The sequence below is a fragment of the Streptomyces sp. NPDC048751 genome, assembly GCF_043198595.1.
In the GTDB taxonomy this organism is placed as follows: domain Bacteria; phylum Actinomycetota; class Actinomycetes; order Streptomycetales; family Streptomycetaceae; genus Streptomyces.
In genome coordinates, this window is sequence record NZ_JBICUX010000025.1 from 70,534 (window position 1) to 84,639 (window position 14,106).

A 14,106-nucleotide genomic window follows, 5' to 3' on the forward strand; every position below is an offset into this window, starting at 1 on the left:
CGGTGTCCTGGACCGTGGGTCTCACTCCGGGAGGACCAGCCGGAACGTCTCGCCCGGCCGCACTCTCACCTCGCGGTCCGGGAGCCGTACGTCGATGGGCGGCAGGTCCGAGGGCGGTACGGCGATCTCCAGGTGCTCGCGTTCCCTGCGCAGGCGTACGCCCCAGTGGCCCTGGTAGTGGAGCGCGAAGCGGTAGGAGGACAGCTCGGGCAGGGGCGCGGGATCCAGCCGGAGGGCGCCGCCGCGGGTCACCAGGCCGGTGAGGCCGCGCTGCACCAGGTCGAGGGTGCCGGCCATGGCGCCCAGGTGGATGCCCTCACCCGTGGTGCCGCCCTGCACGTCGGCGATGTCGCCGCGCAGCGCCTCCTGACAGAACGCCCACGCCTCGGCGCGCCGGGCCCGGGCGAGGACCCAGCCGTGCACGAGACCGCTGAGGGTGGAGCCGTGGCTGGTGCGGGCGAGGTAGTAGTCCGCGGTGCGCCGCCAGGTCTCGTCGTCCAGCCGGTATCCCAACCGGCCGAAGAGGGAGCGCAGTTCCGCAGGTGAGAAGAGGTGGCCGAGCATCAGCACGTCGGCCTGCTTGGACACCTGGTAGCGGTTGACGGTGTCGCCCTCGGCCTCCAGGATCCGGTCGAGGCGCCGGATGTCGTCGTACCGCGCGCGGTAGTCGTCCCAGTCGAGTTCCGCCAGCCTGCCGTAACCCTCGAACTGGCTGATGACACCGGCATGGAAGGGGACGTGGAGCGTGCGGGAGACCTCCTGCCACCGCTCGAGTTCGCCGCTGTCGAGCCCGGTGAGCTCGACGAGCTCCCGGCGGCGCGGCGCGGGGAGCGCGTCGAGCAGTTCGAGCGTGCGGGCGAGCACCCAGGCGGCCGTGACGTTGGTGTACGCGTTGTCGTCGACGCCGGGCCGGGTCGCCCAGGGGTAGGCCTCGTGGTACTCGTCGGGGCCGACGACCCCGCGGATGCGGTGCCGGCCGAGCTGTTCGTCGTGGACGGCCGAGTCCGCCCAGAAACGGGCGATCTGCAGCAGCATCTCGGCGCCTTCGGTGTGCAGGAACTCGGTGTCCCCCGCGGCCTCGCAGTACTCCCACACGTTGTACGCGATCGCCGAGTCGACGTGGTGCTGGAGGTGGGAGTGGTCGGCCAGCCAGCGTCCGGAGCGCGGGTTGAGATGCAGCAGCTGGGTCTCCTCACGGCCGTCGCTGCCGCTCTGCCAGGGGTACAGCGCGCCGCGCCGGCCAAGGGCGTGGGCGGCGGAGCAGGCGGTGGTCAGACGGCGGTGCCGGTAGTGCAGCAGGGCGCGGGAGACCTCCGGGAAGTGCAGGTTGAGGTAGGGCAGGACGAACAGCTCGTCCCAGAACACGTGACCGCGGTAGGCCTCGCCGTGCAGGCCCCGCGCGGGCACGCCGACGTCGAGGTCGGCGGTGTGCGGGGAGAGGGTCTGCAGGACGTGGAAGTGGTGCAGCCGCAGGATGCCGCCCGCCTCACCCGGCACCTCCAGTTCGGCCCTGCGCCACAGCTGCGCCCAGGCGGTGCGGTGCGACCGAAGGAGGTCGTCGAAGCCGGGGGCGTTGCCCACCCGGTCGATCGCGGCGTCCAGGGGGTCGCTGATCGCGGGGTCGTGGGAGGTGTGCAGGGCGACGCACTTGTCGACGGTGGCGGTACGGCCGGGCACCAGGTGCAGTCGCAGGCCTTGGACGGTACGGGCAGGGGTGTGCCGGGAGGCGAGGGGCACGTCGGCCGTGACGCGGGAGGCCATGCCGACGCGGATGTCGGAGGTGCGGGTGCGGCAGCGCAGCCACACGGTGTCCGGCGTGGTGTCACCGGTGTGCACGTGGGTGAGGTGGCTCCCGTCCAGCTCGCGGTAGCGGGCCACCCCGGCGTTGGTCACACCGCCGTCGAGGGCCGCCTCCACGTCCAGGTCCCCGGACCATCCCGTTGCCGAGAACCGGGTGCGCAGGGCCGCGAGATGGGGGTCCCCCATGTGCACCAGCCGCTGCTGCCGCACCGCCAGCTCACGTCCCTCGCCGAGGTCGTAGCGCGTGTGGCGCTCCAGCAGTCCCGACGACAGGTGCAGTACCAGGTGGTGCTCCAGCACCGTCGTCGTGTCCGGGGTGAGCCAGTGGCCGCCGGGCGGGCGGAAGCGCAGCGGCAGCCAGTTCGGCAGGTTGACCATGTCCTCGTTCTCGACGAGCCGTCCCGCCACCTTCGAGGTCAGACGGTTGTACACACCGGCCGCGTACGTCCCCGGGTAGTGCGTCTCGTCCGCCGCGCACTCGGGCAGGACCCCGCGGGTCGCGAAAACGCCGTTGCCGAGGGTGCACAGGGACTCCCGCAGCCGCTCCTCCTCGGCCGCGTATCCCTCGTACGCCCAGGTCAGGGCCGTCATACCTGCCGAGTACCCCGCACCGCCACCCGATCACGTGCGGGCGGTGGGCGGTCAGACCCGATGCGGTACGACCGCCACCGGGCACTGGGCGTGGTGCAGCAGGGTGTGGGCCACACCGCCCACCTGGAGGCCGTGGTGGCCGTGCCGCTGCCGGGCGCCGATGATCAGGAGGTCCGCCGCGGCGGACCGGTGCAGGAGCACCTTGCGGGCCGGTCCCTCCACCGTCGAGCGGCTCACCCGGAGGGCGGGGTGGTCGGCGAACGCGTCGCGCAGGGCGGTGTCGAGCAGGACGGACGCCTGCGCCTCGTGCCGGCGCGCCGTGTCTCCGGCCGCCAGAGGATGTACGGCGGTCCGGTGCGCGGGGCGGCGCCAGGCGCGTACGACGTCGAGCGTGCACGCACGTTCCTGCGCCTCCTCGAAGGCGAAGCGCACGGCCTCGCCGGTCGTGGCGGGGTCGCCCACACCGAGCACGATCCGGTTGTGGGTGCCGGCCAGGCCGGCCTTGTCACCGCGGACGACGATCACCGGGCAGGAGGCGCGGGCCGCCACGGCCGGGGACACCGAGCCGAGCAGCAGGTCCTTGAGCCGGCCATGGCCCCGCACCCCCGTCACCAGGGCCGAGGCGTTGCGGCCCGCGTGCAGCAGGGCGGCGACCGCTTCCTCGGCCAGCACCTCGCCGGTCGCCTTCACCTCCGCGTCGCGCCGTCGGGCACGCTCCTCGGCGGCCCCGACGACGTCCTCGGGCGTTCCCCGGTCGACCGGCGCGGCGCCTTCCTGGCGTTCCCGGAGCCAAGCGTGCACCAGCCGCAGCGGCACGCCCCTCCGCGCGGCTTCGTCCACCGCCCAGTCGACCGCCACGAGGCTCCCTTCCGAGCCGTCGACGCCCACGACCAAGGGCAGCTCCATCATCCTCACCGCCTTCCGCCGATCCCACCGCGTCTCGCGTCAGCGGGACCTACCCCTACGGTCCCACTCCTGGTGGCCGACAGGAGCGGCGGTCGAGGGAGCTCGGCTCAACTGGAGGGACCCGGGGCTTCGTGCGGGCCGGGCCTTCGTGCGGGCCGGGCCTTCCTCCGAACCCTGGCAGCGCGGATCCCACCACTTGCGCAAGCGCGACCGCCGGCTACCGCTCCCCGCCCCCTCCGCCGGAGGCCCCCTAAGGGCTGTCCCGTAATCCCTGGTGGATCAGCGTGCGGCGTCAGATGCGGTGCATCGCAAGGCGGAGGGACGTCCGCATACTGGATGTATGCGGACGTCCCGACAACGCGGCGAGGTGCCGTAGCTGTCGTCGCACGCCCGCCAGGGATTACGGGACAGCCCTTAGTCGCCGGGCCCCGGAACGGCGCGCGTCGGGCGAGCGCGCAGGACCAGTACGTCCGAGCGGAGCTCGTCAGGGGGTGTCCGCAGTCCGGCCCACAGGGCGCAGGCGGCGAGCAGGTTCAGGGGGCGGTGCGGGGCGCAGCGTATGTCGGAGGGGAACGGCGCATTCGGCAGGCGTTCCGCGAGGGCGCGGGCGGCGGCCTCCGCGTCGGCCGCGTGCGGGCCGGCGGCCGTCGGTACGGGTTTGCCCGCGCCGGACACCAGCGCCTCCGCCAGGAGCAGCCGCGGGCCGTGGGGCGCCGCCCATCGGTCGAGACGCGTGGTCGCGGTCGTGCCGGGGAGGAGCTCGGTGAGGCGGGCCGTCATCCACGCGGCCTGGGCCACCCCGGTGGCCAGCACACCGGCACCGGCGCCCGCCGACCACGGGCGGTTCCCCTCGCCGGTCCGGGCCCGGCCGAGCAGTTCCCAGGCGTCCGCGCTGTCGGTGGCGGGGACGGGCACCGACATGGGCGCCTCCAGAACGAGCGCGGCCCGACCGCCGGAGGCCAGGCGCGCGATCACGGCCCGGACCGCCGACTCGGGGTCGGCCCCCTGCCCGACGAGAGCCTGCTCCGGCGCGTCGAGAGCGGCCCAGGCGAACCTGCCCAGCGCCACCGAACCGACGTCGACTCCGACCACACGCGCTTCCATACGGCCAAGTCCAGCACAGGCCCGGGGCGGCGAGGGCCGGCACGGCTCGCCGCACCCACGGCGAAATGATGGTCAAGACTTGGACACGAACACTTGTGTGCTTTCGCGGCGGCGGCGAATCATGGCCGGATCCCGCCCGTACCCCGAGCACACGGGAGCCCCCGGTGGCCGCTGGCCAGATCATCTCCGAGCCGGCCGACACGCCGGCGGCAGCGCAGGTGGAGCGGCAGAAGCTGCGCAAGCACTTCGGCCGCTTCGACATCCTCTTCTTCCTCCTCTGCACCATCGTCGGCGTGGACACCATCGGCACCGTGGCATCTTCCGGCGCCGAGGCGTTCACCTGGCTCCTCGTGCTGGCCGTGGTGTTCTTCGTGCCGTCCGCGCTGCTGACGGCCGAACTCGGCGCCGCGTTCCCCGACGAGGGCGGCCCCTACATCTGGACCAGCCGGGCCTTCGGGCGCCTGGCCGGTGCCGTCAACAACTTCCTGTACTGGATCACCAACCCGGTGTGGCTCGGCGGCACGCTCTCCGTCTCCGCGGTCACGGCCTACACCACCTTCTTCAACGGCGGGAAGGACCTGAGCACGCCGGCTTTCTACGCCTTCACCCTCGTCTTCGTCTGGGTCGGTGTGCTCGCCGCGATCCTCTCCTTCGACGTGGGCAAGTGGATCCCCATCGTCGGGGCGTGGAGCAGGTTCGTCCTCCTCGGCCTGTTCACCGTCACGGTCGTGGTGTACGGCGTCCGGCACGGCCTGCACGGATTCGGGCTCGGCGACTTCTCGCCGACGTACGCGGGATTCGTCGGCCTGGTGCCCGTCCTGATGTTCAACTACGTCGGTTTCGAGCTGCCCAACACGGCCGGCGACGAGATGACCGACGCCCAGAAGGACGTGCCCTTCGCCATCTTCCGCAGCGCGTTCCTCGCCGTGCTGCTGTACGCGCTGCCGATCCTCGGCATCCTGCTCGTCCTGCCGGTCAAGGCCATCACCGGACTCGGCGGATTCATCGACGCGATCCGGCAGGTCTTCACCGTGTACGGCGGTCATGTCGCCGCCGACGGCACCGCCTCGCTCAGCGGCGCCGGCAGCCTGCTGGGGCACCTCGCCGCGGCCCTGTTCATCCTCACGGTGCTGTCCTCGGGCGTCACCTGGATCATGGGGTCCGACCGCGCCCTCGCCGTCTCCGGCTACGACGGCGCCGCGCCCCGCTTCCTCGGCGTCATCTCCAGCCGGTTCGGCACCCCGGTACGGGTCAACGTCCTCAGCGGGGTGGTCTCCACCGTCGTACTGGTCCTGGCCCACGAACTGACCGACGGCAGCGCCGCGAAGCTCTTCGGCGCCGTCCTCGGCCTCGCCGTGTCGACCACGCTCGTCAGCTACCTGGGCATCTTCCCCGCACTCGCGGTACTGCGCCGCAAGGCCCCGGACGTCCCCCGCCCGTACCGGGCACCGCTCCCCCGCACCATCAGCGTGGTGCTCACCCTGCTCGTCCTGTTCGCCAGTGTGCAGCTGGTCGCCCCCGGGCTCGGCGACCACTGGTTCGGCTCCGACTACGCGCCGGACGGCTGGAGTTACGGCGAGCGCTGGACGTACCTGCTGACGGAGGCCGTCCCGCTCGCCGGGTTCATGCTTCTCGGCTTGCTGTTCTGGGCACTGGGCAAGCCGACCCGCAGGGCGGCTGCCGTCGAGGAGTAGGACGGGGCCGCCTCGCCCGAGGGCGTCTGCGCATCGGCTTGTCGACGAGCCGCACCAGTCGTGTGGCTACGCGTCTACGCGAAGATCTCGCTGGGGTAGGGGACCTTGAGTTTGTTCCAGGACGTCAGACCCGGCCAGCCGTCCGCGTCGGCACCCTTGAAATGGAGCTTCCGCTGCCACATGGCGTAGGAGTCGCGGTGCTGCGCGTTCCACTGGTACGAGGGGCCGGTGTGGCCGTATGCCGAACAGCCCTCTTGTATCAGGCGAATTCCCATTTCGTGGATGATGGGGCTCTCCGGCAGCGTCTTGAACCAGTCGGCTCCCGGGAAGGGAATGTAATCGGAGTTGTCTTTCCTGACGATCAGCCGTTGGCCGACCCTGATGATGTTCGGGTCGCGGATTCCGTTCCACGCCTGAAGTTCCTCGACCGTTGTGCCGTAGATGCGAGCCAGATCCCACAGCGTGTCACCGGTCTTGACCACGTAGTACATGTCATCTGTTCCCATGTTTTCATGGTAGGCGGAACCGTCATTTGGCGCATATGAGGGACGGATTGGCGGGCGTATTCCTGATTGACCAGGCGACAATTGAACCGACGACCGGTTTCGGAGGCGTTCATGATTACCGGAGAACGCGTTTCGGAGACAGGAACGGAATACCTGGCGCAGCTGGAGAAAGCCGCTGAGCGCTTCGAGAGCCGCACCGCCCAACGCGAGGAAACCCGCAGGACCATTGAGCGGCGGGGCGTTCTCTATGCCGACGACCCCGATCGGGTCAGGAAGCGGCTGGCGCGGCTGAACGCCGACTGGTCACTCGTCAGATCGATCGAGAAGACACCGACGGAGCCGTCCGCGTCGACGGGAAGCACACTGCCGTTGGCACCGGAGGCCTTCGGCGCCGATGTGCTCGGCCTGGAACGCCTGATGGGACGGAACAACCTCACCGGAGTCGCGTTCCTCGAAGGAGGCCATCTGGCGGCCAGGTCGATCGGGCGGGTGACCGTCGCGGGACCCGCGGGCGGACTTCACGGCACCGGGTTCATGGTGTCGCCGTCCTTGTTGATGACCAACAACCACGTGCTGCGCAGCGCCGAGGAAGCGGGCCACGCCGTCGTCGAGTTCAACTTCCAGGCGGGCCTGGACGGACTTCCGCTGGCCGCGGTGGCCTTCGCGCTGGAGCCCCAGCGGTTCTTCGCGACCGACCGCGATCTGGACTTCAGCGTGGTCGCCGTGGCCGAGCTCGGTCAGCAGGGCGCGCGGCTCGCCGACTTCAACTGGCTTCCGCTCGACGGGGCTCAGGGCAAGGCCATCCTCGGGGAGTTCGTCAACATCGTTCAGCACCCCAACGGTGAGCCCAAGCAGCTCGCGCTGCGCGAGAACCGGATCATCGACCTGCTGGACCGGTTCATCCACTACGAGACCGACACCGCACCGGGCTCCTCGGGCTCCCCCGTCTTCAACGACCAGTGGGAGGTGGTCGCCCTGCACCACTCGGCGGTGCCGAAGACGGACGGCGAGGGCCGTCTCCTGGCCACCGACGGCACGGTCTGGCGGCAGGGGATGGGGGAACACCGGCTGGCGTGGAAGGCGAACGAGGGGGTGCGCATCAGCCGCGTGCTGGAGGCGCTGAGCCGGCTCACGCTGACCGGGACGGCGGCCCGGCTGCGGGACGAGCTGTTCAAGCCACCGGCGCCGGCCGCACCGAGGGCGGGCGGGCGCGTGTCGCAGACAACGGCGGGCGCGGGCACGGCAGTCGAGGGATCAGGCACGGGACTTGTCCGATCGGGCAGGGCAGTCGACGGATCGGCACCGACCCGTCCGGACCAGGTCACCTCGCGGGGCGCGGTGGGTGTGACCGTGCCGCTGCGGATCACCGTCGATCTCGAACCGCCGACTCCGGAACAGCTCACCGCGGGCGCCTCCCCGACCGGTCCGCCCTCGGTCGGCGCGACGGCCGTCGCCCCGCACGTCGACGGCGCCACCGTCACCGAAGCCGCCGAACGGGATCTGCAGGCGGCCCTGCGCAACCTCCGGCTCGGGGAGGAACGCGTCTACTACGACCGGGACGCCGACGCCGCCGTACGAGACGCCTACTACGCGGGCATCGACGACGGCACCCAGGGCGACGCGCTGCGACGTGCGTTGACGCGCCTGCTGGAGGAGACCCACGCGCCCCGCCCCTCGTACAAGCCCGCACGGATGCTCTACCCGTGGGTCGACCTGCACCCCGACCGGCTCCTGCGCAGTGTCTACTCCGGCAAGACCTTCACCGCGGAGGAACTCATCCGCGCCGACGCCGCCGCCGAGGCGGCCCGACTCAGCGGCATGCGGGAGTTCCTGCTGCGGGAGGGCGTGACGGGCCAGGCCGAACTCGCCGCGGAAATGGACGCGTTGGAGGCGTCGCGGCCGTACAACTGCGAACACGTCGTCCCGCAGTCCTGGTTCGAGCACCGGGAGCCCATGCGGGGCGACCTGCACCATCTGTTCGCGTGCGAACCGGAGTGCAACACCTTCCGGGCCAGCATCCCGTACATGGACTTCCCCGGCTTCCAGGAAACCGTGCGGGCGGACTGCGGCATGCGCGAGCCGGGAGGGTTCGAGCCCGAGCACAGCAGGGGGGCCGTCGCCAGAGCCACCCTGTACTTCCTGTTGCGCTACCCCAAGCTGGTCGGTGACGAGAGGGACGAGTTCCCCGCGGAACGGCTGCCCGTCCTCCTGCACTGGCACGCGGACGAGGACGTGAACGAGTACGAGCTGCACCGCAACGCGGCGATCGCCGAGATCCAGGGCAACCGAAACCCCCTGATAGACCACCCGGAGTGGGCCCGGCGCATCGACTTCTCCGGCGTCTGGCCCTGACCTCGTCGAACCGAGGGCTGCCCGGACGCGGTGGGTGAGCCCGAGCTCGGCCAGGGCCCGGTTCACCTGCCCGCGGCGGCGGTCGACGTCCGGGTGCCGGCGGTGCCGAACCGGACGCCCTTGGCCTCCGTGCCGATCGCGCTGAGCACGATGACGACGGCCAGGGTGGGCACCACCGTCCAGGCCATCGCCGAGGGGTAGCCGTGGTGTTCGGCGATGGCCTCCTGGAGGGGCAGGTTGAGGGCGGCGATCAGATTGCCGAGCTGGTAGGTCACGCCCGGATAGAAGCCCCGGATGGCGTCCGGGCTCATCTCCGTCAGGTGCGCCGGGATGACACCCCAGGCCCCCTGGACGCACACCTGCATCAGGAAGGAGGACAGCATCAGCCAGCCGACCGCGGTGGACAGCACGAAGAAGGGCACCACGACCAGGCCGGCGGCCGCCGCGACCATGATGGTCCGGCGGCGGCCCAGCCTCTCGGAGTAGGCGCCGAGCAGCACACCGCCGATGATGGCGCCGATGTTGTAGACCACGGCGATGGCGATCGCGGTGTCCGGCGACAGGCCCAGGCCCTTCTTGATGAAGGTCGGGTAGATGTCCTGCGTACCGTGCGACATCCAGTTGAAGGCGGTCATCAGCGCGACCAGGTACACGAAGCGCCGCAGCACCGCCGGGTTCCTGAACACCTGGTACGCGGGGGTGCGGTTGAGCCGGACGCTCTTCTCCCACACCTCGCTCTCCTCCACCCGGCTGCGCACCCACAGCGCGACCAGGGCGGGCACGAGGCTGAAGGCGAACAGCCCGCGCCAGCCGAAGACGGGCTCGATGACGAAGAACGCCACGGCGGCGAGGAGATAGCCCAGTGAGTAGCCGCTCTGCAGCAGGCCGGACCAGAAACCGCGCCGGGCGGCCGGGATCTTCTCCATGGCCAGCGCCGCGCCCAGGCCCCACTCGCCGCCCATCCCGATGCCGTACAGCAGGCGCAGCACCAGCAGCACGGTGTAGTTCGGGGCGAAGGCGCAGGCGAAGCCGACGATCGAGTAGAAGACGACGTCGACCATGAGCGGGACGCGGCGGCCACGGCGGTCCGCCCACATGCCGAAGACGAGGGCACCGATGGGCCGCATCACCAGGGTGGCGGTGGTGAGGAAGGCCATGTCGGTGAGGGAGACATGGAAGTCGTCGGCGATCTCGCTGTAGACGAGCACCACGAGGAAGTAGTCGAAGGCGTCCATCGCCCAGCCCAGATAGGCGGCGACGAAGGCGTTGCGCTGGTCCTTGGTGAGACCCGACGCCTGCTCTTTGACGGTCGTCAGCATGCCAGTCCTCCCGAAGTCCGCAGGTGACGCTAGGGGCGCGCGGTGCGGTGGGCAACGAAGGGGTGGCAAAGCACGACCCACGATTGCACAAAAACCGACACCGCTCGACACGGCGCCGCGGCGGGCGCCGTTACGCATGAGGACCTTGACGATCACTGTGACGGCTGCCACGATGCCGACGCCCCCACTGCAAACGCTTACCACAAGCAGTCACTCAGCCACGCGCAGGCTCCGCCAAGCACTGAGCCGCCTTCCCCCCGAAAGAGCAAGCCGATGCGCACAGCACCTGACAGCAATCGCAGCAACCGCTTCACTCCCCGCCTGCGCGCCGCTTTCGTGGCCGTCGCCATCGCCGCGATCAGCGGCACCACCCTCGCCGGCAGCCCCGCCTCCGCCGCCGCGCCGAGCCTGGACCCGACCCAGTTCAAGGGCGTCAACTGGGCCGACCCGCGCGACAACTTCGCCGACGACTACCTCCAGCTGTCCGGCCTGTCGACCACCGACAGCTACGCCCGGACGTACGCCAAGGCCAGCCGGATCATCTCCGCGTTCCGCGCCAACCTCGGCGCCAACACCGTCCGACTGCCCATCAACCCGTACACGGTCAACGGCGCCTACTGGAAGTCCTACCGCGGAGTCATCGACGCGGCGTCGGACAGGGGCTTCAAGGTCATCCTCTCCTACTGGGAGGGGACGGGAGACCGCAAGGACGGCTTCATCGACGACGAGTCCACGTACTGGCCGATGTGGAAGACCGTCGTCAAGGCCTACAAGGACGACAAGCGCGTCTACTTCGAGCCGATGAACGAGCCGCACGGCTACACCGACGCCCAGTGGGCCGACATCGCCGCCAAATGGCTGTCGACGTACCCGTCGGTGCCGCGCAACCGCGTCTTCGTCAGCGGCGCCGGCTACAACGACCACGTCACCTCGGTCTGCGCCGACCCGCGCCTGAAGGGCACTTACCTGTCCCTGCACCACTACGGGTTCTGGAAGGACTACGCCACCTACGACCAGTGGGTGTCCGACCTCAAGGTGCGCATCGGCGACTGCGCGGGCCGGACCGTCGCGGACGAGTTCGGCGCCCCGATGACCACCGGCCTCGACTACAACAAGCCGGACGCCTCCAACAACTTCATCAACTACGTCCAGGCCGTCACGGACACCTTCCGCGAGCTCAAGATGGGCTCCGTCTACTGGCCGGGCCTGCGCACCGACGACACGTACTCGATGCAGACCCTGGTCGGCGACCCCAACCGCCCCTGGCTGGCCACCACCAACCAGTCCGGCGCCGACCGCCTCGCCTGGGCCTGGGGCCGCGGCAAGCCGGTACAGCGCTGATCCGACCGCCCGTGCGCGGACGGGGGCTGCATGACGTGCAGCCCCCGGCCGCACGCCGGGTGCCGGGCGACCTCAAGGACGCCCGGTTCTGCCGTGAGGTCGTCGAGCGGACCGTGGCCGAACTCGGCAGCGAAGCGCCGCTGGGCCGCGCGGCCCAGCCGGAGGAGATCGCGCCGACCTACGTCTGTCTTGCCTCCGACGCTTCGGGGTGCCCCTGCCTCCCGCGCCTGTCTTGACGCTGAACCGTTTCATTGCTTCTCTCGAAAGGCTGTACATGGGAGCGCTCCCAGCCCCCACACGAAAGGGATCCCCATGCAGATCACCCCCCACGGCACCTCCTTACGCCCCGTCAGACGCTCGCTCCCGGCCCTGCTCACGGCCGTGCTCGTCGCCTGCCTGTTGTCCTGGGCGGGCGGCTCGCCCGCGAAAGCCACGCAGGTCGCGCGGACCGCTCAAGCCGCGCAGACCGCGCAGACCGCGCCCGGGGACGGTTCGGTGTCGGATCCCAACATCGTCTACGTCGGGCGGTGGGACACCGGTACCGGGACCGCGGCGGTGCCCTCCTGGACCGGGGCGTACCTGCAGACGGCCTTCACCGGTACCACCGTGAAGGTCAGGGCCAGGGACGCGGTCAACCTGTACGTGAGCATCGACGGGGGACCCGACGTCTTCCACGCGGGTGTGCGCGGCACCGTGAACCTCACGCCCCGTCCCCTCTCCCCCGGCACCCACACCCTGCGCATCTCCTACCGCTCCGGCGACACGGTCTTCCAGGGCCTGGTGCTGGACCCCGGCGCCCGCACGGTCAGCCCCCGCACACCGGCCCGGCTCGTCGAGTTCGTCGGCGACTCCATCACCGCGGGCGCCCTCACCGACCGGCTGGCGCTCGACTCGTACGCCTGGAAGACCGGCGAGCAACTGGGCGCGCGCCACACCCAGATCGCCCGCTCCGGCTACTGCCTCGTCGCCCAGTCCGGCTGCACGGGTCTGAGCGGCCAGTTCTTCAAGACGGCCAGTACGGGCGGCCAGGACTGGGACTTCTCCCGCTACCGGGCGGACGCGGTCGTCATCAACCTCGGCACCAACGACATCGGCCACGGAGTCAACTCCGCGCAGTTCCAGTCGGCGTACACCAAGTTCCTCGGCGACCTGCGCGCCACCTACCCGAACGCCCAGCTCTTCGCGGTGCAGACGCTCAAGAAGCGGTACGTCGCCGAGACCAGGGCGGCGGTCGGCGCCCGCGCCAACGCGGGTGACACGAAGGTGCAGTACGTCGACACCTCGGGCTGGCTCACCGACGGCACCGACTACGAGGACGGCAACGGCCACCCCAACGAGGCGGGCCACACCAAGTTCGCGAGCCGTCTCGCCCCCGTCATCGCCGCCCGGCTCGGCGGCGGCGCGACCAGGTCCGCCGAGGCCGTCGCCCCCGGCCAACCCGGCGACCCCAACATCAAGTTCGTCGGCCGCTGGGACACCCGCAGCTCCAGCACCGCGTACACGCCCTACTGGGCGGGCGCGTACTACCGGGTCGGCTTCACCGGCCGGACCGTCAAGCTGAAGCAGCGGGGCACGATCGACCTCTGGGCCCGCGTCGACAACGGGCCCGTCACCTTCTACGACGACGTCAAGGGCACGGTGAACCTGACGCCCTCCCCGTTGTCCGCCGGCAACCACACCCTCCAGGTCAACTACCAGGTGGTCGCCGGTTCGTACCACGGCGACGCCGTCTTCCAGGGGCTGGTCCTCGACAGCGGCGCGACGACGTTCGCCCCGCAGGCGCCCGGCAGGCTCATCGAGTTCGTCGGCGACTCGATCACCGTGGGGACGACGACCTCGCAGAACGCCCGCACGGCGTACGGCTGGCTGATCGGCGAACGGCTCGGCACCGAGCACACCCAGATCGCCCAGGGCGGCGCCTGTCTGGTCGCGGCGGCCGACGGATGCGTGGGCCTGGAGCAGCAGTACGGCAAACTCAACCCGAACGCGGCCACGCCCGACTGGGACGTCGCCCGTTACCGGGCCGACGCCGTCGTCATCAACCTCGGCACCAACGACGTCGGCCACGGGGTCAGCTCCACACAGTTCCAGGCCGCGTACACAAGCCTGCTCCGCAAGGTCCGCGCCGCCCATCCGCAGGCGTGGATCTTCGCGCTGAAGACCTTCCGTGGACGCTACGTCCCGCAGACCGAGGCGGCGGTCAGGGCGGCCGTCGACGGCGGCGACCCCCGGATCTCCTTCATCGACACCACCGGCTGGCTGGGCACCGGCGACCTCACCGACTCGGTACACCCCAACGACCAGGGCCACCGCACCATCGCGAACCGCCTGGCACCGATCGTCGCGGCGAGGATCGGCGGCTAGGGCCTGTCGTTTGGATCAGGCCGGCTGTAAGACCCGGTGCCTTGCAGCCGACCCGAGCGGGGTCTGGTGCGTGCAGCTGCAAGGCGGAGGAGGGCGTCAACGCGATGGGGGTCCCTCCCGCGCGAGCGA

10 protein-coding genes are annotated in these 14,106 nt (G+C 70.7%); 5 read left to right on the forward strand and 5 right to left on the reverse strand.

Translation table 11 applies throughout. From position 1 onward, the window contains the following. Positions 1-21: 21 nt before the first annotated feature. The 3 genes from ACGFNV_RS43800 to ACGFNV_RS43810 form a co-directional block, all read right to left on the reverse strand. Positions 22-2,391 (reverse strand): glycoside hydrolase family 65 protein, encoded by a 2,370-nt coding sequence (locus ACGFNV_RS43800; protein WP_393630933.1) that lies wholly within the window; start codon positions 2,389-2,391, stop codon positions 22-24. A 51-nt stretch (positions 2,392-2,442) separates the two neighbouring features. Further along, entirely contained in the window at positions 2,443-3,297 is an 855-nt protein-coding gene (locus ACGFNV_RS43805; RefSeq protein ID WP_393630956.1) for a universal stress protein, read from the reverse strand. A 414-nt stretch (positions 3,298-3,711) separates the two neighbouring features. Beyond that, positions 3,712-4,401 (reverse strand): hypothetical protein, encoded by a 690-nt coding sequence (locus ACGFNV_RS43810; RefSeq protein ID WP_393630934.1) that lies wholly within the window; start codon positions 4,399-4,401, stop codon positions 3,712-3,714. A 164-nt stretch (positions 4,402-4,565) separates the two neighbouring features. Between ACGFNV_RS43810 and ACGFNV_RS43815 the strand changes: the two genes are divergently transcribed. Then, on the forward strand, positions 4,566-6,095 hold the full coding sequence (locus tag ACGFNV_RS43815; protein WP_393630936.1) for an APC family permease: 1,530 nt from the start codon (positions 4,566-4,568) through the stop codon (positions 6,093-6,095). 74 nt (positions 6,096-6,169) lie between these two features. Here the strand turns inward: ACGFNV_RS43815 and ACGFNV_RS43820 are convergent, their stop codons facing one another. Continuing rightward, positions 6,170-6,601 (reverse strand): peptidoglycan-binding protein, encoded by a 432-nt coding sequence (locus tag ACGFNV_RS43820; RefSeq protein ID WP_393630937.1) that lies wholly within the window; start codon positions 6,599-6,601, stop codon positions 6,170-6,172. Positions 6,602-6,712: 111 nt separating this feature from the next. Here ACGFNV_RS43820 and ACGFNV_RS43825 point away from each other — a divergent pair, with 111 nt between their 5' ends. Next, positions 6,713-8,953 carry an endonuclease gene (locus ACGFNV_RS43825; RefSeq protein WP_393630939.1) on the forward strand — a complete coding sequence of 747 codons (2,241 nt, stop codon included), beginning with the start codon at positions 6,713-6,715 and terminating at the stop codon, positions 8,951-8,953. 62 nt (positions 8,954-9,015) lie between these two features. Here the strand turns inward: ACGFNV_RS43825 and ACGFNV_RS43830 are convergent, their stop codons facing one another. After that, on the reverse strand, positions 9,016-10,272 hold the full coding sequence (locus ACGFNV_RS43830; RefSeq protein ID WP_393630941.1) for an MFS transporter: 1,257 nt from the start codon (positions 10,270-10,272) through the stop codon (positions 9,016-9,018). A 273-nt stretch (positions 10,273-10,545) separates the two neighbouring features. On the opposite strand from ACGFNV_RS43830, the gene ACGFNV_RS43835 reads away from it, so the two are divergent. The 3 genes from ACGFNV_RS43835 (at position 10,546) to ACGFNV_RS43845 (ending at position 13,977) form a co-directional block, all read left to right on the forward strand. Further along, positions 10,546-11,613: a glycoside hydrolase family 5 protein gene (locus ACGFNV_RS43835; protein ID WP_393630943.1), complete on the forward strand. Its 1,068-nt coding sequence runs from the start codon at positions 10,546-10,548 to the stop codon at positions 11,611-11,613. An 11-nt stretch (positions 11,614-11,624) separates the two neighbouring features. Beyond that, a complete protein-coding gene (locus ACGFNV_RS43840; protein ID WP_393630945.1) occupies positions 11,625-11,849 on the forward strand; it encodes a hypothetical protein in 225 nt (74 codons plus the stop codon). Positions 11,850-11,925: 76 nt separating this feature from the next. After that, on the forward strand, positions 11,926-13,977 hold the full coding sequence (locus ACGFNV_RS43845; protein WP_393630947.1) for a GDSL-type esterase/lipase family protein: 2,052 nt from the start codon (positions 11,926-11,928) through the stop codon (positions 13,975-13,977). Positions 13,978-14,106: the final 129 nt, after the last annotated feature.